The sequence below is a fragment of the Pseudoalteromonas sp. S554 genome, assembly GCF_005930865.1.
Lineage (GTDB): Bacteria > Pseudomonadota > Gammaproteobacteria > Enterobacterales > Alteromonadaceae > Pseudoalteromonas > Pseudoalteromonas marina.
The window spans coordinates 41257-62393 of record NZ_PNDV01000034.1; the positions used below are offsets into that span (position 1 = coordinate 41257).

At 40.7% G+C, this 21137-nt stretch carries 19 protein-coding genes; 5 read left to right on the forward strand and 14 right to left on the reverse strand.

The features are described 5' to 3' along the window. Genes CWB65_RS08530 through mraZ form a run of 12 tightly spaced genes read right to left on the reverse strand, consistent with a single transcriptional unit; the run spans window position 1 to window position 13447 of the window. Entirely contained in the window at window positions 1-921 is a 921-nt protein-coding gene (locus tag CWB65_RS08530) for a D-alanine--D-alanine ligase (protein ID WP_010555686.1), read from the reverse strand. Then, complete coding sequence (murC, locus tag CWB65_RS08535; protein ID WP_138740413.1) at window positions 918-2369, reverse strand: UDP-N-acetylmuramate--L-alanine ligase; 1452 nt, start codon at window positions 2367-2369, stop codon at window positions 918-920. The genes CWB65_RS08530 and murC overlap by 4 nt, the downstream gene beginning before the upstream one ends. Further along, entirely contained in the window at window positions 2370-3446 is a 1077-nt protein-coding gene (murG, locus tag CWB65_RS08540; RefSeq protein ID WP_138740414.1) for an undecaprenyldiphospho-muramoylpentapeptide beta-N-acetylglucosaminyltransferase, read from the reverse strand. Beyond that, a complete protein-coding gene (gene ftsW / locus CWB65_RS08545) occupies window positions 3443-4618 on the reverse strand; it encodes a cell division protein FtsW (RefSeq protein WP_138740415.1) in 1176 nt (391 codons plus the stop codon). The genes murG and ftsW overlap by 4 nt, the downstream gene beginning before the upstream one ends. Then, the gene (murD, locus tag CWB65_RS08550; RefSeq protein ID WP_138740416.1) at window positions 4615-5949 is read right to left on the reverse strand and encodes a UDP-N-acetylmuramoyl-L-alanine--D-glutamate ligase; all 1335 of its coding nucleotides are present in this window, start codon (window positions 5947-5949) and stop codon (window positions 4615-4617) included. The genes ftsW and murD overlap by 4 nt, the downstream gene beginning before the upstream one ends. Beyond that, window positions 5950-7032, reverse strand: coding sequence for a phospho-N-acetylmuramoyl-pentapeptide-transferase (gene mraY / locus CWB65_RS08555; protein ID WP_006792142.1), 1083 nt, complete (start codon window positions 7030-7032; stop codon window positions 5950-5952). Further along, window positions 7032-8414 (reverse strand): UDP-N-acetylmuramoyl-tripeptide--D-alanyl-D-alanine ligase, encoded by a 1383-nt coding sequence (locus tag CWB65_RS08560; RefSeq protein ID WP_138740417.1) that lies wholly within the window; start codon window positions 8412-8414, stop codon window positions 7032-7034. Before CWB65_RS08560 ends, mraY begins: the two co-directional genes overlap by 1 nt. After that, on the reverse strand, window positions 8411-9889 hold the full coding sequence (murE, locus tag CWB65_RS08565; RefSeq protein WP_008126792.1) for a UDP-N-acetylmuramoyl-L-alanyl-D-glutamate--2,6-diaminopimelate ligase: 1479 nt from the start codon (window positions 9887-9889) through the stop codon (window positions 8411-8413). Before murE ends, CWB65_RS08560 begins: the two co-directional genes overlap by 4 nt. After that, window positions 9882-11699: a peptidoglycan glycosyltransferase FtsI gene (locus CWB65_RS08570; RefSeq protein WP_008126791.1), complete on the reverse strand. Its 1818-nt coding sequence runs from the start codon at window positions 11697-11699 to the stop codon at window positions 9882-9884. The genes murE and CWB65_RS08570 overlap by 8 nt, the downstream gene beginning before the upstream one ends. Continuing rightward, window positions 11696-12025: a cell division protein FtsL gene (gene ftsL, locus CWB65_RS08575; RefSeq protein ID WP_006792138.1), complete on the reverse strand. Its 330-nt coding sequence runs from the start codon at window positions 12023-12025 to the stop codon at window positions 11696-11698. The genes CWB65_RS08570 and ftsL overlap by 4 nt, the downstream gene beginning before the upstream one ends. Next, entirely contained in the window at window positions 12022-12960 is a 939-nt protein-coding gene (gene rsmH, locus CWB65_RS08580; RefSeq protein ID WP_138740418.1) for a 16S rRNA (cytosine(1402)-N(4))-methyltransferase RsmH, read from the reverse strand. The genes ftsL and rsmH overlap by 4 nt, the downstream gene beginning before the upstream one ends. A 28-nt stretch (window positions 12961-12988) precedes the next feature. Further along, window positions 12989-13447, reverse strand: coding sequence for a division/cell wall cluster transcriptional repressor MraZ (mraZ, locus tag CWB65_RS08585; RefSeq protein ID WP_006792136.1), 459 nt, complete (start codon window positions 13445-13447; stop codon window positions 12989-12991). 498 nt (window positions 13448-13945) lie between these two features. On the opposite strand from mraZ, the gene CWB65_RS08590 reads away from it, so the two are divergent. The 3 genes from CWB65_RS08590 to CWB65_RS08600 are packed head-to-tail and all read left to right on the forward strand — an operon-like array spanning window position 13946 to window position 14990. After that, complete coding sequence (locus CWB65_RS08590; RefSeq protein ID WP_138740419.1) at window positions 13946-14284, forward strand: DUF883 domain-containing protein; 339 nt, start codon at window positions 13946-13948, stop codon at window positions 14282-14284. 6 nt (window positions 14285-14290) lie between these two features. Next, complete coding sequence (locus CWB65_RS08595; protein ID WP_138740420.1) at window positions 14291-14746, forward strand: threonine/serine exporter family protein; 456 nt, start codon at window positions 14291-14293, stop codon at window positions 14744-14746. Between the two features lies 1 nt (window position 14747). Further along, the gene (locus CWB65_RS08600; protein WP_138740421.1) at window positions 14748-14990 is read left to right on the forward strand and encodes a hypothetical protein; all 243 of its coding nucleotides are present in this window, start codon (window positions 14748-14750) and stop codon (window positions 14988-14990) included. Between the two features lie 8 nt (window positions 14991-14998). Here the strand turns inward: CWB65_RS08600 and CWB65_RS08605 are convergent, their stop codons facing one another. Beyond that, on the reverse strand, window positions 14999-15970 hold the full coding sequence (locus CWB65_RS08605; RefSeq protein WP_138740422.1) for a glutathione S-transferase family protein: 972 nt from the start codon (window positions 15968-15970) through the stop codon (window positions 14999-15001). A 17-nt stretch (window positions 15971-15987) separates the two neighbouring features. Beyond that, window positions 15988-16833, reverse strand: coding sequence for a pirin family protein (locus CWB65_RS08610; protein ID WP_008126783.1), 846 nt, complete (start codon window positions 16831-16833; stop codon window positions 15988-15990). 275 nt (window positions 16834-17108) lie between these two features. On the opposite strand from CWB65_RS08610, the gene CWB65_RS08615 reads away from it, so the two are divergent. Next, complete coding sequence (locus CWB65_RS08615; protein ID WP_138740423.1) at window positions 17109-20120, forward strand: bifunctional diguanylate cyclase/phosphodiesterase; 3012 nt, start codon at window positions 17109-17111, stop codon at window positions 20118-20120. Window positions 20121-20249: 129 nt separating this feature from the next. After that, a complete protein-coding gene (locus CWB65_RS08620; RefSeq protein WP_058429143.1) occupies window positions 20250-21134 on the forward strand; it encodes a LysR family transcriptional regulator in 885 nt (294 codons plus the stop codon). Window positions 21135-21137: the final 3 nt, after the last annotated feature.

The window sequence follows — 21137 nt, forward strand, 5'->3', positions numbered from 1 at the left end:
TTAAAGCGTTTGCTCCAAAATGCGAACAACTAATTGCTCAAAACTTGCCCCATTTGCTTTAGCTGCCATAGGCACTAATGATTTTTCTGTCATTCCGGGTACAGTATTAACCTCTAATAAATAAAAGTTGCCTTGCTCATCTTGCATTGCATCTACGCGGCCCCAACCGCTTGCGCCAACTAAGTCAAACGCCTCTAACGACATAGCCTGTAATTGCTGCGTATCGTGCGCCGATAAATTGGCTGGGCAATGATACTGCGTAGTATTTGATTGATACTTTGCCTGATAATCGTAAAAGCCATTTGGCGTTGTCATTTCAATTACGGGCTGTACTTCATCACCTAAAACAGTCACTGTAAATTCACGGCCCGTTATCCACTGCTCAACCAACACTTGGCTATCAAACTTAAATGCATTGATTAATGCATCTTCAAGTTCTTGCGCAGTAGTTGCTTGTGCCATACCAATGCTCGACCCTTCATGAGAAGGCTTAACCATCACTTTTTTAAATTCAGCCATGATAGCGTGTGCATCAAAACCTTTTTTAGCATCTACAACGGCATAAGGCGCGGTGCTTAAGCCAGCTGATTTAAACAAGTGCTTACAACGAATTTTATCCATTGCCAGCGCTGACCCAAGTACGTTACTGCCGGTGTAAGGTAAGTTCATAAACTCTAACGCACCTTGAACAGTTCCGTCCTCACCACCTCGGCCGTGCAGTGCGATAAAAACACGATCTACATTTAACTCTTTGAGTTCCCACAACGACCGGTTTTGAGGATCGAATGCAATCGCATCTACACCGCAATTTTGTAATGCATTAAAAACAGCCTGACCCGACTTTAATGACACTTCACGCTCTGCTGAGTTACCACCAAGCATTACCGCTACTTTACCAAATTGTGCATTTACTTGGGTCATACTTCACCTTGTTTTAATTTTTCTATCGACATGCCTGTTGCTGCTAACGTTTTTACTAACTGACCTATATTACCCGCACCTTGGGTCAATACTAAGTCATTATTTTGCAAGTTATCTGCTAATACACCCGCAAGCTCTTTACTTGATGCTACATGCAATGGCTCTTTGCCACGTTGACGAAGGCTTCGGCATAAACTTTTACTATCAGCGCCCACTATAGGCTCTTCGCCTGCGCCATAAACATCTAATAATAAGAGCTGATCTACATCGGCAAGTACTTTTACAAAGTCTTCATATAAATCACGAGTACGACTATAACGATGCGGCTGATAAATCATTACTAAGCGTTTATCGGGCCACCCCTCGCGTACTGCCGCAATAGTTGCTGCAACCTCTGAAGGGTGATGACCGTAATCATCCACTAACATTATATTGCCGCGTTCGTTTTCAAATTCGCCGTAGTGTTGAAAACGACGGCCAATACCTTCAAACTTTTGTAATGCTTCTAAAATTGCTTGGTTAGCAATATTTTGATCTTTTGCTACTGCAATCGCTGCTGTTGCATTCAATGCGTTATGTTTGCCTGGCATATTTAGGGTTGCCGTTAAACACTCACCTTGTTTATTGGTTACCGTAAACGTACACGTATTAGCTGACTGGCTAAAATCACTCATACGATAATCAGCCGTTGACGACTCGCCATATGTAATAATAGGACGCCCAAAACGAGGAATTAGTTCGGCGGCTACCTCAGAGTCGATACATACAACAGCCAGACCATAAAATGGCAGGTTATGTATAAAATCGACATAAGTGTCTTTCATTTTTTCAAGGCTGCCACCGTATGTATCCATGTGATCTTCTTCAATATTAGTGATCACCGATACCATAGGTTGTAAGTGTAAAAACGACGCATCACTCTCATCAGCTTCTGCAATTAAAAAATCGCTTTTACCCACTTTAGCGTTACTGCCTGCACTATTTAATAAACCACCAATAATGAAGGTTGGATCGAGCCCAGCTTGTGCATAAATGCTGGCAATTAAACTTGTTGTTGTGGTTTTACCATGTGTACCTGCAATGGCTATACCATGGCGGAAACGCATTAATTCAGCTAGCATTTCAGCACGACGCACAACAGGAATTCTTGCAGCTTTTGCGGCAATTATTTCAGGGTTAGTTTCGTCAATAGCACTTGAAACTACCACCACATTGGCATCTTTTACGTTGTTTTCGTGATGACCAATGAATACCTCTGCACCCGCTTTAATCAAGCGATCTGTCATCGCACTATGCGCAATATCAGACCCTGTAATACGGTAACCTTCAAAAGCGAGCACTTCGGCAATACCGCCCATACCCGCCCCACCAATACCAATAAAGTGGATGGTTTCTATTCGACGCATTGCAGGTCGTATACTTTTGTTTTGTACTGATGCTTCTTTCACTTACGCTCTCTTATTTGATACTTGCTCACAGTGCGCGGCTACGCTTGCTGTGGCATCTAAAATGGCTTGTTTTTTTGCGTTATTAGCCATTTTATTAATTAAACTAGGGTTTACTAAGTAAGGGGTTAATAGCACAACAATCGATTGCTCATTAAATGCACTTTGCTGCATGAGTAACGCTCCATCTGCCTCAACCAAATATTGGGCGTTAGCCGTTTGATGGTCGTCAACTGCATGAGGAAACGGCACAAATACAGCCATTTTTCCCGCAGCTGCAATTTCACTTACCGTTAGCGCACCAGCTCGGCAGATAACAATATCAGCCCAAGCATACGCTGCATCCATGTCATCAATAAATTCCGCAACTTTTACATTATCGCTTTCAAACATGTGCGTTTTGTATGCTTGCTCAACGCTGTTTAAATGTCCTTTACCTGTCTGGTGCCATACATTTATTGCACTGGTTTTGTTAAGCGCTTTAAATGCACTTGGAAGTGTTTGGTTTAGTACCTGAGCCCCTAACGACCCTCCCACAACCAACATATTAACCGGTGTTGAAACGTCACGCGTTGCTATGTCTATTACACTTTGACGAACTGGATTGCCGACAAGTTCGGCTTGTCCTGCATCAAAAGCGCTTGGAAAAGCCGCTAAAACGCGATTAGCAAATCGTGAAAGCCATCGGTTACTCATACCAGCAACCGCATTCTGTTCATGAATAACTAACGGAATACCTAAACTTTTTGCAGCAATACCTGTTGGTCCAGTTACGTATCCTCCCATAGCAAGAACAACATCTGGACGTTGATTTTTCAATACCTTACGCGCTTGCAATATTGCATTAATGACCATGAATGGCGCTTTAACAAGGCGTTTTAATCCGTTGCCACGCACGCCTTTTACATTAATAAAATCAATTTCTATATTGTGCTTAGGAACAACGCTTGCTTCCATTCTATCGGGTGTGCCAATCCAAGTAACTTGCCACCCCTGTGCTTTTAAGTAATCAGCAACTGCAATACCTGGAAATATATGCCCGCCAGTTCCACCAGCGACTACAACACACTTTTTACTCATCGTTTACCTCCGCCTGAGGTCGCTTGCTTGGTTGCCATTTTAGTTTCAAAGTCAACGCGTAATAATATTCCAGTTGCTATGGTCATAATCATCAAACTAGAACCACCATAAGAAATAAACGGTAATGTAAGACCTTTAGTCGGTAAAATTCCCGCACTTGCCCCTACATTCACCATGGTTTGAAACGCAAACCAAATACCTATTGCAAAGGCAAAGTAGCCTTCGTATTCTTTACCGCACTTTAAGGCTTGCTGGCCAATTAATAGTGCTCTAAATACTAAAGTGGCGAGCACCATTAAAATGCTTACCACGCCAACTAAACCAAGCTCTTCGCCAATAACCGCAAAAATAAAATCATTGTGTGCTTCAGGAAGGTATTGCAACTTTTGCACGCTATTACCTAACCCTTGGCCAAACCATCCACCTTGGCTGTATGCCATTAACGATTGAACGAGCTGGTACCCTTTTCCGAATGGGTCGTCCCAAGGGTCTAAAAAGCCAACAACACGCGCCATACGATAAGGCTCAACAATAATCAACAAAACAACCAAGCCAATCCCGGTTAAAATAAGGACAAAAAACTGCCATAGTTTTGCGCCCGCTAAAAACAATAAGCCAACTGTTGTTACAAACATAACAACTACGGTGCCTAAATCAGGCTGCAACAAAATAAGCAATGCATACACAGCAAACACTGCAATAGGCTTTGCAAAACCTTTAATGTTCTCTTGTACTTCTTCACGCTTTCGGACCAAGTAACCCGCTATGTAACTAAAAAAGTACAATTTAGCGGCTTCAGCCACCTGAAAACCAATAGGTCCAATTGGGATCCAACGCTTGGCACCATTAACCTCGCGGCCAATAATTAATACAGCAATGAGCAATACCATGCCCAGTATCAATAAATATGCATTTGAGCGTTTCCACCAATCCATTGGCACACAAACCGTGATCCAAAAAAGAACAAACGCAACGGCCAAAAACATCCCGTGACGAATAGCAATATGATGTGAGTTATCAAAAAGGCGCTCTGCCGTGGGCATAGACGCACTCATCACCATAATAAAGCCAACACCAATTAGCATTAGCATTGAATAAAGCAAAGGCACATCATAAAGCTGCGGCGAAGGTTTTGGTGTTAATATGTCTTTTATTTGTGCAAGCGCAATCATATGTTATCCGCCAAAACACATTTAACAAAGTCATCACCACGTTGCATATAGTTGTTATACATATCAATGCTTGCACATGCCGGCGCTAATAAAACTACATTACCCGGCGAACTAAGCTGCTTAGCTAAATTAACCGCCTCACTCATGTTATTTGTTAAATGGCTTTTGCTGCTCAGAGCCACTAGCTTTTTGGCATCTTTACCAAAACAGATCAGCGCTTTTACATGCTTTTGTAAGTAAGGTTTAAGCGGGTTTAAATCAGCGCCTTTTGCATCGCCTCCCGCTATCACAATTAAGTTTTGAGTTTCTGTGGCCAAACTGTCTATGGCTGCTATGGTAGCGCCTACGTTTGTTGCCTTTGAATCGTTAAAGTATTTAACGCCATGTTGCTGAGTAACAAATTGGCAGCGATGAGCCAATCCGCTAAACTCATTTAGTGCCTTTTTATAAGCCTCTTTACTAATATTAAAGGGGCTTAGTAACGCCATAACCGCAAGCGTATTTAAATAATTGTGCTTACCTACAACAGCAAGTGTATCAACAGGTAAAAACGCTTCATTGTTAGCGAAAAAATACGTACTGCAGTTATGCTGCCCTAAACAATATTTACCCTGTTGAGTACCAAAACCAATTTTAGCCGTAGCACTGCTACTGGACGGATGCGTTTGTTTGTCATCTTCATTTACAACAAGACATTGTGTACCGTTGTAAATAGATAGCTTTGAGTCTATATATGCTTGGTAGCTATCGTAACGATCTAAATGATCTTCAGATACATTTAACACCGTGGCACTCACCGATTTTAAGCTTGTTGTGGTATCTAATTGAAAGCTCGAAAGCTCAAGCACATAAACATCAAAGTCGTCATTGAGTAAATCAAGTACTGCGGTACCAATATTGCCGCCAAGTGCCACATTAAAGCCAGCCGCTTTTAACACGTCATAGGCTAAAGTCACTACGGTTGATTTACCATTTGAGCCAGTCACTGCCACTACAGGTTTAGTATTAATGCGCGCAAATAGCTCAACATCACCTATGACTTCAACACCCGAATTAATAGCACTCGCAATGGCAGGCGTTTTAAGGCTTAACCCAGGGCTTACAATAATCATATCACTGCCATTAAGCCCAGCAGCATCTAAGCTGCCAAAGTGTGTATTTAAACTAGGAGCATGACTGCTCAGCCATTCAATCCCTGGGGGATTTGCTCGGCTGTCGACAACCTTTGGCGTTAAACCGTGAGATAGTAAAAAACGCACAATGCCCAGACCGGTTACACCGAGTCCGAGCACTGTTATTTGTTTATTCTTTATCTCGTTTAAATATTGCATTTATCTTATCTTTAATGTCGCAAGACCTGCGAGAACCAACACAATAGATATAATCCAAAAACGCACAATAACGCGCGGCTCTGGCCAACCTTTTAATTCGTAATGATGGTGAATAGGCGCCATTCTAAAAATTCGTTGCCCTCGTAACTTATACGAGCCCACTTGTAAAATCACCGACAACGCCTCCATTACAAAGACACCGCCCATGATAATCAGTAGAAGTTCTTGACGAACCAGCACTGCAATAATCCCCAGCGCTCCACCTAATGCTAATGAGCCTACATCACCCATGAATACTTGCGCCGGGTAGGTGTTAAACCATAAAAACCCAAGCCCAGCACCAACAATGGCAGTACATACAACCACAAGCTCACTGGCTAATGGCAAATGAGGAATATGTAAATAAGCAGAAAAATTAATATTACCGGTTAAGTAAGCAATGATGGCAAGTGCCGCCGCAACTAAAATAGTCGGTACAATAGCGAGACCATCTAGACCATCAGTCAGGTTTACAGCATTTGATGTTCCAACCAATGCAAAATAGGTAATAACAATGTAAAACAAGCCTAACTGCGGTAAAACATCTTTAAAAAACGGCACAACTAAAGACGTTTCTGCAGCTTGCGTACTTGTAAAGTACAATGCAGTTGCAACCACAAGTGCAATTACTGACTGCCAAAAGTACTTCCATTTCGCTATAAGCCCTTTTGGATCTTTACGGATAACTTTTCGGTAATCATCGATAAAGCCGACAATTCCCAGTGAGCCAATTACAAATAACGTTGCCCACACATACTTATTGGAGAGATCGGCCCACAATAAGGTACTTGTAAAAATTGCCGCTAAAATAAGCAGGCCACCCATAGTTGGCGTACCCGATTTTGATAAGTGTGATTGTGGGCCATCATCGCGTACTGTTTGCCCAATTTGCATTTTTTGCAAACCACGAATTAGCTTTGGCCCTAAATACAGAGACATAATGAGCGCAGTTAAAATCCCCAAAATAGCGCGCAGTGTTAAATACGAAAAAACATTAAAACCACTAAAATACTGTGTTAAATACTCAGCCAGCCAAACTAACATTATGATACTCCATTGATGGCTTGTTGCTGGCCATTAACTAAATCGGTTACTAATAATTCCATGCGAGAACTGCGTGATCCTTTCACGACAATGGTCGTTTTTTTATTTACTTGATTAATTGTGGCTTGAATTTGTTGCTGCATCTGCTCACGGTTTGAGAAGTGACGATTCGCAAGCGCAAATACATCGCTTGCACACTTACTCAACACACCTAGCGTAAATAACTCATCAATGCCTTTTTCAAGCGCATATTCGCCAACTTCTTGATGGTATTTACGTGCGTCTTCACCAAGCTCACCCATATCCCCCAGCGCTAAAATACGATGCCCTTGCATATCACTCAGTAAGTCAATGGCAGCCTTAACCGATTTAACATTGGCATTGTAAGTATCATCAACCACTGTGAGCATGTCAGACACTTCTATTAAGTTTACGCGCCCTTTTACATCACCCATCGTCGCCAATGCATGAGCAATATCATCTAAAGTGACATCAAGCTCGCTTGTTAGTGCAGCTGCAATAAGTGCATTGCTAATGTTATGTTTACCCGGTAATGCGAGAGTCACAGGTACTTTTTTTTGTTTTGTACATAACGTAAAGCTTGCACGTGCATTAGCGTCTAAGCTTATATCTTCAGCCCAAATATCGAGTTTTTCAGAGGTTGAAAAGCGCTTTATATTGCGCCCTTCAAGTTTATCTAGCCAATATTGACTAAACTCACTGTCGCAATTAATTATGGCTACGCCATTTTCTTTAAGGCCATCAAAAATTTCGCCTTTTGCTTTGGCCACGCCCATCAAGCTACCAAAACCTTCTAAGTGGGCTGGTGCTACATTACACACTACCGCTACATCAGGTTTAGCCATTGCCGTTGTGTATGCAATTTCACCTAAATGATTTGCACCCAGCTCTATTACTGCAAAACGGTGTTGTGGCTCTAAACGCAACAACGTTAGCGGTACGCCAATATCGTTATTAAAATTACCTTTGGTTGCCAGCACATCGCCATGCACAGATAAAATAGCCGCGCACATTTCTTTTACGGTGGTTTTACCCACACTGCCCGTAATAGCGATTGTTTTAGGTGCTACTTGCGCCATAACCGCTGTACCAATAGCGCCTAATGCTATACGCGTGTCATTCACTATAAACTGGGCAATATCAACATCGACTTTATGATCGACAATAACGCCTATCGCGCCTTTTTGTTTTGCCTCAGCTATAAATTTATGACCATCAAAATTTGGCCCTTTAAGTGCTAAAAACACTTCACCTTCGCATACTGTGCGAGTATCTGTATTTATGTTGAGCACTTGCTGATTATCACCCTGATAATCGGTTGTTAACACATTGGCTAACCAATCAAAATCCATCGGGATCATGCTTGAGTCCCTCTATCTGTTTTTATTAATTGTTCTTGTACAAACTGGCGATCGCAAAAGTCGATACGTTCATCGCCTATAATTTGATAATCTTCGTGGCCTTTTCCCGCAATTAACACCACTTCATTAGAAGCTGCATTATTAATTGCATAACTAATTGCTGACGCTCTATCAGCTTCTAAATGGGCGCTTTGAGGTGCAGCTAAACCTGAAGCTACCTCTGCAATAATCACATTTGGATCTTCTGAGCGTGGGTTATCGCTGGTAATAATCACTTTGTTAGCATTTTTTTCAGCAGCTTGAGCCATTAATACGCGCTTCCCCTTGTCCCTGTCACCACCACAGCCAAATACACAACTCACGCCACCTGGCACATGTTTTTGCAATGCTTGTAGTGCTAAAGCTAATGCTTCTGGCGTATGCGCATAATCAACTACGCAAGTTGGTTTACCCGCAACACTAAATGCTTGCATTCGTCCTGCTACTGGCTGAAGTTGTTGGCAACCTGCAATAAGTTGCTCAAGGGGATAACCTAAACCCAATAACGTGGCTAAAGCAGCCGTTAAGTTATAAAGATTAAATTCACCAAACAGCGGCGATTTTACCTTAATATCACCCCAGCTTGTAGATAATTGCGCCGAAATACCTTCAGCCGAATAATCAACATCTGAAAAGTACACATACTGTGCATTTTTAGGCGCTAAATTTTTTCGTCCGTAGCAAATTAAATTATTAAAATCGTATTTTTCGAGCCACAGCCCTACTTGGTTGTCATCTTGGTTTAGTACAACAAGCTGTGGGTCAAAATCACGAAATAGCATGAGTTTTGCATCACCATAACTCGCCATATCACCGTGGTAATCTAAGTGATCGCGAGAAAGGTTAGTAAATACAGCAGCTTTAAACTGGCACTGTGCAACACGGTGCTGCACAAGTCCGTGCGACGACACTTCCATTGCCACCAGCTTTTTATCTGCTTGATGTAAATCGCTCAATATATGTTGTAAATCGACTGCTGAAGGCGTGGTGTTTATGAGCGGCGTTAAATTATCTGGATGGCCAAAACCAAGCGTACCAATAATTGCTGACTGCGTATTACAATACTGCGCTAAATGAGCAATCATAGCCGTGGTAGTCGATTTACCGTTTGTACCGGTTACACCAATTAAATCAAGATTATGGCTGGGTTTATCGTAAAAACGACTAGCAAGTTCAGCCAACTTTTTATCAAGTTCAGACACTAAATAAAGTGGCTCAAATGCAACATCAAACTCGCACAGTCTGTCGGCAATAACTGCGACAGCGCCCTTTTCAATTGCTTTAGCTATAAACTGCCCGCCATCTAGCTCATGGCCCTTTATTGCTACAAATACATCGCCTGGGTTGACGTCTCGGCTATCTAATCGCAAATGATTTACAAGCTGCGATGGTGCATCTATTTCTATGTATTTTAAAATGCTTTTTAAATCACGCATCGTTCTTTTTACCTTTTACGTACGCAACTTCTTCCTTGTCGGGTGCGACGTTTAATATTCTTAATGCGTTAGAAACGATTTCTGCAAATGCAGGGCCTGCAGTGGCACCTCCATAGTACACATCACCGCCAGGTTCATTGATCATTACTACCACAGCTAAACGTGGATTACTTGCTGGTGCAACACCTGCAAAATAACCAACATATTCATCACCGTAACCACCTACTGCGGCTTTTTTAGAAGTACCCGTTTTACCCGCTGCACGGTAACCATCAACTTTAACGTTATGTGCAGTACCACCACTTTCAAATACGCTTTCCATCATGTTTACTACCGCTTCAACATCTTGCTGTTGAAAAACGCGATCCCCTTCTGGGATAGAATCTTGCTTTAGTACAGTGAGCGGTCTGTTGACACCTCCCGCACCTAACATGGCATAGAAGCGAGCCATTTGCGCAGTACTAACAGCAATATTGTAACCAAATGACAATGCAGCAATTTCGTGATCAGACCAACGACGATTTGGGTAAAATAAACCACTGCTTTCACCTACCATACCCGTGCCAGAGTCAGATCCGAATCCGACCTTTTGGAATAACCCCACCAGGTAGTCTTTTGGAACCAACTGAGTAACCTTAGTTACCCCCATATTTGACGAATATTTTAGTATTTCTCGTAGTGACATTTCACCATGGTTACGCGTATCTTGGACTAAACTTCCCCCTAAACGCATCCAGCCTGGGTAGGTGTCAATTTGTTCATCGGCTTGAATTGCGCCGTAGTCTAGCCCAGCTAAAATGGCCAGTGGCTTAACGGTTGAACCCGGTTCGAACAAATCAGTAATAGCGCGATTTCTGCGTTTATGGGGAGCCGCATCGGTTAGATTATTTGGATTAAAAGACGGGCTATTAACCATTGCTAATACTTCACCGGTTTTAACATCAACCACCATGGCTGAACCCGATGTAGCCTTATAAGATAAAACCGCTGACTTTACAGCTTTATAAGCAATAGCCTGAATACGTTGATCAATACTTAGTTGAATACTTTCGGGCTCTACACGTTCTCGTTCATCTAGCACTTGCACTTCACGGCCTTGGGCGTCTTTTCTTATAGTTCGACGACCTTCTTCACCGGTTAAAGCGTTTTCATAGAGCTTTTCAATGCCTTCAATGCCTTTACCATCGATGTTGGTAAAACCAATAATATGCGCGGTCACTTCGCCAGCCGGATAGTAACGCTTAGACTCATCCAATAAATGAATACCTGGAAGACGCAAGCCACCAATATAATCGGCTACTGCAGGGGTTACTTGGCGTTTTAAATAAACAAAACGACGACTCGGATCATTTAAAAGTCGGGAATTAATTTTTGCCTGATCAATACGTAATACATCAGCTAATTCGCGCCAACGTAAATCGTTTTTGTAATACTGTGTGGTGCGTTTGTTTAGCTCTACTGCATTATCTAACAACGCTTGTTTGTCTTCACCATTTTTTCGCGCTTGCCTAACAACTTTAGATACCAGCGATTTATGTAAAGCCTTAGGGTCAGCATACACACTCACAACGGGTACGCTGACCGCGAGCTCTTTGCCATTGCGGTCAAAGATCATTCCACGTTGCACATGAAGTTTTTCGACGCGTACTGTACGTTTGTCACTTTCCGAACGTGCTTTATCAGGTTCAATTACTTGTAAATAGGCGGCACGAGACACTAGCGTCACAAACACCAAAAACACAACCGAACACACCAGCATAAAGCGCCATGTGATTAAGTTGTTAACTGGTTTTTTGCCTCGATTTCTCATTTTACTATAATTACCTGTTCATCCTGACTCGTCGGTCTTTTCATTTTTAATTGCGAGGTTGCCACTTCTTCAATACGCGCATGCTGAGAGTAAAACTCCTCCTCAACTAGTAAGTACCGCCACTCTAAATCAAGCTCATCTCGTTCCTGCAGTAGTTTATCTTGTTCAATTAATTGCCCGCGCGCTAAATGCGTGACTTGCACTACGCTAAAGCCAGAAACAAATATCGTAACCAACAAGGCCAAGGTGAGCTTATTAGCACCAAGGCCTTTAATTATTTCGAAAAATAAATTGGGAGGTTGACGATGATTTGCTTTTGTATTCATCCCAACCTCTGAGCAATCCTAAGTACAGAGCTTCGTGAACGCGAATTTCGCGCAACTTCTTCAGTGCTTGGTTTAATAGCTTTACCCACTGCTTTTAACGTCAGGTTTTGATTTATTTGTGCATCGGTTAAAGGCAGACCTCTGGGTAATGCTTCTCCCTTACTCTGTTTTCTAATAAATTGTTTTACTATGCGATCTTCAAGTGAATGAAAAGAAATGACGACTAAACGACCGCCCGGCTTTAATACTTTTACGGCCGATTGTAGCGCCGTTTGTATTTCTTCAAGTTCGCTGTTTATATAAATACGAATAGCCTGAAAAGTACGTGTTGCGGGGTGTTTAAACTTATCTTTCACTGGTACGGCTTCATCAACTAAATCAGCAAGCTGCTTAGTTGTTGTAATGGGTGTGTGCTCGCGAGTTTCTAAAATTTTATGTGCAATACGCTTACCGAACTTTTCTTCACCCAACTTTTTAATGACGTGGGTGATATCATCTAACTCAGCTTCTGCCAACCACTGAGCAGCACTTCGGCCGCTTGTTGGATCCATGCGCATATCAAGCGGGCCATCTTTCATAAAACTAAAACCACGCTCAGCATCATCTAGTTGTGGAGATGACACACCAATATCTAATAAAATGCCATCCACTTTACCAATGAGATCGTTTTGCTCAGCTACATCGTAGAGTTTTGAAAATCGAGTGTGTGCTATAGCAAATCGGGAGTCATCGGCAAATTTTTCAGCCGACTTTATAGCCTGTGGATCTTGGTCTATTGCCTGTAAGCGTCCTGCGTCGCCTAAACGAGCAAGTATTTGACCTGAATGACCGCCTCGTCCAAATGTGCCATCCATATATATGCCGTCTGGCTTAATTGCTAGGGCATCAATGGTTTCGTCCATCAAAACAGATACGTGTTCAAATTGCGCTGTCATTAGCTATTGTTTGCCTTTTTTTGTGCCGTTAAAGTGTAAAGTTATCTAAATCTGAATTAGGCTCAAAATCACCTAGCCTCTCAAGCTCAGTGTCTTGGCGCATTTGTTCGTTCCAACGCGCTTCATCCCAGATTTCAAATTTATTCATTAACCCAACTAGCATTATTTTTTTACCAAGGTCTGCATGCGCACGTAACGACGGCGCTAACAAAATCCGACCATTTTTATCAAGTTGATACTCTGTCGCATTGCCTAACAACATGCGTTGCATTCGACGGGCACGTGGATTCATATTGGAAATTTTAGCTAAGCGACTTTCTATTTCTTGCCATTCAGCCAATGGATACAACCACAAGCAGGGCTCATTTAATGCGACGGTACAAATCACTGTTCCCTGATCTTCAGATAGCAGCGATTCTCGGTACTTGGTCGGCACCGCAAAACGTCCTTTATCATCCAAACTCAGTGAACTCGCGCCACGGAACATAATTAGCCTGCTTTAAATTATTTTAATCAGCTATTAATCTATGCTGATCCAGTTTGATCCACTAAAAACCACTTTTTACCACAGTGCTCCAGTTTAGGGCTTGACAAGCCTTTTTGTCAAGTAAGCTGACCTCCTTTAACGAGTCTCTAAGCTAGAAAAAATAAGGGTTCAGGCGAAGCGGTTGAATTACGTGGGAAAAAGTGGAGATACAAACAAAAAAATATTTTTATCCATTTTAATAACTTTTTGTTTACATGGTTTGATTACTGAATAAACAGTGAATAATTACAATTTTTTAGCGGGTTTTACTCACTTTGTAATATTTACTTAGATCGGTGGTAAGAGTTACTGCTTCGTTTTTATTATATGTTAAAAACGACTCAACAAAAAAACATTATAACTTATAAAATCAATTGGTTATATAAATATCACAGTCTGGTTTAATTGTTGCTTCAGTTAATGCACTACTTAAATACTTTTACTCATTAAGGATTGATTATGGCTACTGCTACGACGACTAAAGAAAATACGACTACAGATATTAAGTCTGACACTAAAGCACAAACGACTGATGCCCCACTGACAGAAAAAGCAACATCAGCTGCTCACGATGCTGTTGATGCACTGTCTACAAAAGCAGCAACAGCTGAAAGTAGCGTGAGAAAAGGAGCATCTAGTTCTGCTGAGGCACTGAGCGAAAAGCAATTAATTGCTCGCGAAAAGCTAAGTGAGTGCACAGCTAAAACACGTGCCTTCGCATCTGAAAATCCTTTAGCTACAGCAGGAATTGCATTTGCAGCGGGTATGTTAATTACGTCATTGTTCCGTCGTAAGTAAAACCTGATGGAAAATTTCCACTCGAGCACAACCAAGGATGGTACAGCGCAAAACCAAACGACTGATCAACAGTACCAAAAGGATGATTGGCAAGATCATATTGCAAAACTCTTAACGTATTCAAAGCAGCTCAAGGATGATTATCACACTCAAGGAAAGCTCACCCACAAGCTTGCAAAGGCTGAATGGCGCTTATCGTTAAGATCGCTTGCATTGATCTCTATATTTTTAGGCTGTTTTGCCAGTGGTTTGGTTTTGTTGTGGGCGGGCGTATTAGGTGCGGCAGGTTATGCGATATACGACCTATTTGGTTCTGTGTGGGTAAGTATTGCAACCGTTACACTATTACAGGTCGCATGTTTGTTTTGGCTATGGAAAAGCGTTGCGTACTTAAGCAACAAAATAGGTTTTAGCAAAACCCTTAAAAGCATAAAGCAATTATTAAACTTACAAGGACATTAATATGTTAGTTGATATATTGATTAAAAACCCTGATGCAAACGTAAAAGCACTGACTAAACAAATGGATTTACAAAGCGAGCTTAAGCGACAGCACCAAGCCGCGTTTGTATATCGATTAAAGCGTTTTGCAGCCAGTAAAGTAGGCTTAAGCAGCGCATTTATAGCTGGCGTTGCCGTTCAGTCTGGTAAAAGTGAAACCAGCCTTATAAGAAAATATGGCTGGCTACTAAGGTTAATTGGTTAGCTGGTTAACTATGCCCTGCCATGTGCTTGCAAATAATTTATTTCTGGCCCTTTTGGTACAATCTGGGTGGGATTAATCATAGTGTGGCTAAAATAGTAATGCCGCTTGATATGATAGAAATCAACCGTATTTGCAACTCCCTCAACTTGGTACAAATCCCTTAAGTATCCACTCAACGAAGGGTAACTCTCAATTGTGCGCAAATTGCATTTAAAATGCCCTACATACACACAATCAAACCTAATTAACGTTGTAAATAAGCGCCAATCTGCTTCCGTAATTTTGTCACCCGCAAGGTAGCGTTTTTTACTCAGTATTTTTTCAACTTTGTCTAGAGCTGTAAACACATCGTCGAATGCTTGTTCGTACGCGTGCGTTGTTGTTGCAAATCCAGCTCGGTAAACACCGTTATTAATATTTGGATAAACTAACGCATTAAGTTCATCGATTTCACTACGAAGTGATTCAGGGTAGTAATCGTCTTTATTACCTGTTATTTCATTAAACGTACTATTAAACATGCGTATTATATCGGCAGATTCATTACTAACTATCTTGTTTTGTTTTTTGTCCCACAAGACAGGAACAGTTACTCGTCCTGAGTAATTAGAATTATTTTTAGTATAAACTTGGTGTAAGTAATCACTAGCAAACAAGGCATCACCCGTGCTGTGGTTATTTTGATCAAACTCCCAGCCATTAGCCAACATGTCGGGGCTTACAACCGATACAGAAATAAGTTCATCAAGCTTTTTTAATGTACGAAAAATAAGTGTGCGGTGTGCCCAAGGGCACGCTAACGAAACATATAAATGATAACGCCCAGCCTCAGCTTTAAACCCCCCTTCGCCAGTTTCACCTGCGCTACCGTCTGACGTTATCCAATTTCGTAATTGCGCTGCCTCACGCTCAAACTTTCCGTCGCTTGAATCTGTGTCATACCATTTATCTTGCCATTGACCATTAACAAGTAATCCCATTATTTGCTCCTCAAAAATTAAATAAGTGTGCCAAATTGACCATTTTGGTAATCACGAACGGCTTGCTGTATTTCGGCTTGTGTTGTCATAACAAATGGCCCCATGTGTGCAATGGGTTGCTTGAGCGGATCACCCGCTAAAATTAATACACCTGCACCATGTTGCGTTGCTATATCAATATCGCTACCTGGCTCTAAAATTAGTAACTTACCCGCCTTGAATGTTTGATTATCTGGCGTGATAAGGGATCCCGAATGTATGTAAAGCATCACATTTTGTTGTTTTAAAGGATCAAGCTTTAGCTGCTTACCAGCAGGTAAAGTTACATCGGCTAAAGCGGCATTTGCAGAGAGCTTTTGAATACTTGATGTTAATTCAACTGCCTCAAATTGCCATGAACCAGCAAGGGCAGTTAATGTAACACCACTTTCATTTTTAAAGGTTGGAGCTGGGCTTTGCGTTGTATCTTGATAAATGGGATCGCGCATTTTTTCTTTGCTTGGCATATTGATCCAAATTTGAAAACCATGGAGTCCGTCTTTGGCATCAGGCAGAGGCATTTCGCTATGAATCACTCCTTTGCCTGTACTCATCCATTGCACATCGCCTGCTCTGATCGCTTTTTTATTACCCATTTGATCTTTATGTTCAAACCCTCCTTTAATAATATAAGTAAACGTTTCCATACCTCGGTGCGGATGCGCAGGAAAACCGCCCATATAATCAGCCTCGTTATCTGACTTGAGCTCATCGATCATTAAAAACGGGTCTAGGTATTTACCATCGAATCCAGGGATACGGCTTATATTGACACCGTCACCATCTTGAGTTGCATAGGACGTTAATATTTTTGCTATATTCATTTTTTAAATCACTATCTGAAATGTTATCTATACTTATTAAAGCACTGATAAAACCAAACAACCATGTCTTTATATCGCGCTAACCATTCGTTTTTTTAGAATCATTTGATAGTGAAATATTTTTTCATAACAACTTATAAAATATGGTTTTTTTATATTTTATTGACTACAATCACCATTGAATTTACTCAAAAAAGGGACAGAGTATTTTAACTTCATCGCTCAAAAGTCAATTTTATAGGTTACTAATCATTATTAGTATCCCGGGCATTCTTGTGACATTTTTAGCCCTTTGGGCAGAACGTGAGGCTGCGATTGAAAAAAGCGAAGAAAAAGTCGTTAATATTGCTAAGCATTTAACCCACCAACAAACAGCAATGATTGGAGAGACTGAGCAACTCACTCGGTTTTTAGCAAACACAATTGCTACAGAACCCAACCTTCCGGGTACGTGCCCTGGCTATTTTTACCAATTACAAGAGCTCTACACAAACGTTGCCAATATTGGTGTAGTTGATGACAAAGGAAACTTAATTTGTGTAACCAATGGCATAGTAAAAAATGTGTCTATTAGTGATAGGCAATACTTTAAAAATGCCATAGCAAATAAAAGCTTTTCAATTGGGTATTTTCAATACGACAGAAGCATTCAAGCACCCAGTGTTAACTTTGCTCACCCTATTATTGATAAGCAAGAGCAATTAAAGGGCGTTGTTGTTACAGTGATTGCACTTGACTGGTGGAGTGCAGCTTTAGACAAAGCCGAATTCCCAATTGGTTCGAACGCTGTTATTGCTGATTCTAATGGCCTTGTACTGGCGAGTTACCCAAACTCATTGCTACCTTTAGGGGAAAAAATTAACAACAAACACTTTTTACATGGCGATAGCTCATTAGCTATGTTTAAAGACGATAACAACGTCAATCAAATCTTTCACCGAGCAACTATTTATAATGACATTAATAACAATAATTTAGAAATTTACATCACATCGCCCACTGATAAATATATTGATCGAGCAAATAAACACTTTTTAGAAACTATTATTTTATTTTTTAGCGCTATTTTAATTATTGCTTTTATTGGCCACCATTTAATTAAAAAAAGTATTTTTTACCCTATTGAAAAACTCTCCCAAGCAACCGACCTATTAGCACAAGGCAATATGCCCGCTCATAAAATAAAACCTAATAGTCCTGAATTATCAGCTTTGTATACGCGCTTTGAAGCCATGGCTGAAACACGTTTGCAAACAGAAGCCGATTTAAAAAACAAACACGACGAGTTGACAGGGTTACTAAATGCTCTCCCCGATATGTACCTTAGATTCAACAATACGGGTACTATACTTAACGTTAGCGGCACCATTATCCCGCTATTTGCCGCAAGCAGTAAACTGCCTGAAAACTTATTAGACATATTACCAAAAGATATCACTGAACAAATTTTGAGTGAAGCATCCAACCGCGAAGACGTCATCACCTTTGATTTTAAAATCAGTACAGGTGTGGCGGATCACTATTTTGAGGCGAACATAAATCATCTTGAAAAAAGTGATGAGCTAATACTTGTACTTCGTGATATCAGCCAACGCAAAGTAAATGAAGACTCGCTTCACTTAGCGTCTCTTGTTTATGGTAACAGTAGCGAAAGCATGGCAATTACAGATGCCAACGGTATTATTTTTGATGTAAACCCTGCCTTTTGTGAAACAACACAATATTCTAAAGACGAAGTGATTGGCCACTCTACCCGCATACTTTCTTCAGGTGAACACTCAAAAGAGTTTTATGAAAAAATTTGGGCATCAATAAATGCCACTGGTCGCTGGCAAGGCGAAATTATAAACCGTAAAAAAAATGGGGTACTATTTACTGAGTGGCTAAATATAGACACTGTTTACGATGAAAATAACAAACCTGCACGCCGAATAGCTATCTTTACTGATTTAACTGAAAAAATACAAGCAAATAAAACCATTTGGCGACAAGCTCACTTCGATCATTTGACCGATTTACCAAATCGATTAGAGCTTAAAATACGGCTAAATAAACAGTTTTCTAATGCTAATAATGAAAGCTTTGTAGTGATGCTTTTAGATATTGATCATTTTAAAGATATTAACGATACTTTAGGCCACCACTATGGAGACAACCTATTAAAAGTGGTGTCGCAGCGCATTGTTAATTCAGCTAAAAATGCAGAATTTGTTGCCCGCATTGGTGGTGATGAATTTGTTATTGTTTTTAATCGTATTAAAAGTACTCGGCATATAAACCAAATTGCTAGCAATATTTTACAAAGCTTATCGTCTGCGCTACATGTTGAAAATGAAGAAGTATTTATAAGTGCCAGCATGGGTATAGCCTGTGCGCCCGAAGATGGTGAAAACACCGAGCAGCTATTAAAAGCAGCCGATCAGGCAATGTATAAGGCTAAAAATAATGGCCGTAATGGCTTTGAATTTTTCTCTCGTGATATGAGAGAGCAAGCACAAGCTCGTATGTTATTACTCAAAGACTTACGCTGTGCAATAGAATATAACCAGTTCGAATTATTTTATCAGCCTATAGTGTCGCTAAACGGTTTACATATACACAAGGCTGAAGGCTTAATACGCTGGCAACATCCACAAAAAGGGTTAATAAGCCCTATTGCGTTTATTCCTCTTGCTGAAGAAACAAGGCAAATTAATGCCATTGGCCAATTTGTATTTTCCCAAGCAATAGAAACACTCACCGATATAAAAGAATTTACTGATGACGATTTTCAAATAAGTGTAAACGTCTCCCCTGTACAATTATCTACTGCTAATAGTGGTATTGATGATTGGTATGCCATGCTTGATGCCGCTAAAATTTCCCCCTCTTCTATTGTTGCTGAAATAACAGAAGGCTTAATGGTTAACCCTGAGGAACTGACGCAAAAGCGCCTCAAACAAATTGTGAAATCAGGGATGCAACTGGCGCTTGACGATTTTGGTACAGGCTACTCATCGCTTGCCTACTTACAGGAAATGGATACTGACTACTTAAAGATTGATAAACGCTTTGTTGATAATATTCAAGCTGATAGCCAAGAACTATCGTTGTGTGAAGCAATAATTGTAATGGCTCACCAGCTTGGTTTAAAAGTAATAGCAGAAGGCATTGAAACACCCTTACAATACCAGCTACTAACTGAGGCTGGTTGTGATTATGGGCAAGGTTACTTATTTTCCAAGCCTTTAAATAAAAGCGATTTTATGGATCTTATTGCTGAGAAAAAAGTGATTCTTTCAAAGTAAATTTACCGAGATTAGTAAGTTTTGTTAGGGCTGGGTTAAAACATAAATTAATCTATTTCTGTTATGCAATTAAAAATGCGTCTATACGGTCAAGTCCAAGAAGCAAATAAATTTCTAACAGGATTTCAAATGGCAAAACCCACATTAGATCAATGGCGGATGTTTAAAGCCGTGGTAGAACATGGTGGTTTTGCTGGCGCCAGTGCCGCGGTATTTAAAAGCCAGTCAACGGTTCATCATGCAGTGCAAAAACTCGAAGCCGCTTTGCAAATAAAACTACTTGAGGTGAAAGGCCGTAAAGCGTTTTTAACGGAAAGTGGAAAACTTATATTACGCCGTGCAGAGTTTTTAATTGAAGAAGCGAATAAAATAGAATCTGTTGCAAATACACTAAGTGAAGGAGTGGAAAGTACATTAAAAATAGCAGTTGATGAAGTATTCCCTCAGCCCATTTTGTATCAAGCACTTGCTAAAACAAGTGAGCTTTATCCATTACTAAAAATCGATTTGATCGAAAGCGTGCTAACCGGCGCCAATGAATTACTTAACAATGCGGTGGTTGATTTAGCTATTTCATCAGTTCCTATTTATGGCATTAGTTGTAGCAAATTGACAGATGTTGAGTTTATTGCCGTAGCGCATAAAAATCACCCACTTAACAAATATGAAGAACAATTAAGCTTTCGAGATTTAAAACAACATCGACAAATTGTAGTGCGCGATTCTGCAACACACACTAACCAAGACGAAGGTTGGTTGGGCGCAGATATGCGCTGGACCGTTAGCCACTTACGTAATTCAATTGATATGGTGAGCCAAAATCTAGGTTACGCGTGGCTTCCGTTTGATCAAGTCACTCATCTCATTAATGATCATACACTCAAGGTACTAAACCTTGAGCAAGGCATTACGCGTCCTCTTAACTTATATTTAATGTGTAACGATGTTGATAGATTAGGCCCTGCAGCACAAGAATTTAAAGATCAACTTACAGCAATAATTGCAGCAGAGTAACGA

Excerpts from the sequence above, each read along its gene's own strand:
- CWB65_RS08530 (WP_010555686.1), bottom strand. The coding sequence starts at position 921 with ATGACCCAAGTAAATGCACAATTTGGTAAAGTAGCGGTAATGCTTGGT.
- murG (WP_138740414.1), bottom strand. The coding sequence starts at position 3,446 with ATGAGTAAAAAGTGTGTTGTAGTCGCTGGTGGAACTGGCGGGCATATA.
- ftsW (WP_138740415.1), bottom strand. The coding sequence starts at position 4,618 with ATGATTGCGCTTGCACAAATAAAAGACATATTAACACCAAAACCTTCG.
- murD (WP_138740416.1), bottom strand. The coding sequence starts at position 5,949 with ATGCAATATTTAAACGAGATAAAGAATAAACAAATAACAGTGCTCGGA.
- mraY (WP_006792142.1), bottom strand. The coding sequence starts at position 7,032 with ATGTTAGTTTGGCTGGCTGAGTATTTAACACAGTATTTTAGTGGTTTT.
- CWB65_RS08560 (WP_138740417.1), bottom strand. The coding sequence starts at position 8,414 with ATGATCCCGATGGATTTTGATTGGTTAGCCAATGTGTTAACAACCGAT.
- murE (WP_008126792.1), bottom strand. The coding sequence starts at position 9,889 with ATGCGTGATTTAAAAAGCATTTTAAAATACATAGAAATAGATGCACCA.
- CWB65_RS08570 (WP_008126791.1), bottom strand. The coding sequence starts at position 11,699 with ATGAGAAATCGAGGCAAAAAACCAGTTAACAACTTAATCACATGGCGC.
- ftsL (WP_006792138.1), bottom strand. The coding sequence starts at position 12,025 with ATGAATACAAAAGCAAATCATCGTCAACCTCCCAATTTATTTTTCGAA.
- rsmH (WP_138740418.1), bottom strand. The coding sequence starts at position 12,960 with ATGACAGCGCAATTTGAACACGTATCTGTTTTGATGGACGAAACCATT.
- mraZ (WP_006792136.1), bottom strand. The coding sequence starts at position 13,447 with ATGTTCCGTGGCGCGAGTTCACTGAGTTTGGATGATAAAGGACGTTTT.
- CWB65_RS08590 (WP_138740419.1), top strand. The coding sequence starts at position 13,946 with ATGGCTACTGCTACGACGACTAAAGAAAATACGACTACAGATATTAAG.
- CWB65_RS08595 (WP_138740420.1), top strand. The coding sequence starts at position 14,291 with ATGGAAAATTTCCACTCGAGCACAACCAAGGATGGTACAGCGCAAAAC.
- CWB65_RS08600 (WP_138740421.1), top strand. The coding sequence starts at position 14,748 with ATGTTAGTTGATATATTGATTAAAAACCCTGATGCAAACGTAAAAGCA.
- CWB65_RS08605 (WP_138740422.1), bottom strand. The coding sequence starts at position 15,970 with ATGGGATTACTTGTTAATGGTCAATGGCAAGATAAATGGTATGACACA.
- CWB65_RS08610 (WP_008126783.1), bottom strand. The coding sequence starts at position 16,833 with ATGAATATAGCAAAAATATTAACGTCCTATGCAACTCAAGATGGTGAC.
- CWB65_RS08620 (WP_058429143.1), top strand. The coding sequence starts at position 20,250 with ATGGCAAAACCCACATTAGATCAATGGCGGATGTTTAAAGCCGTGGTA.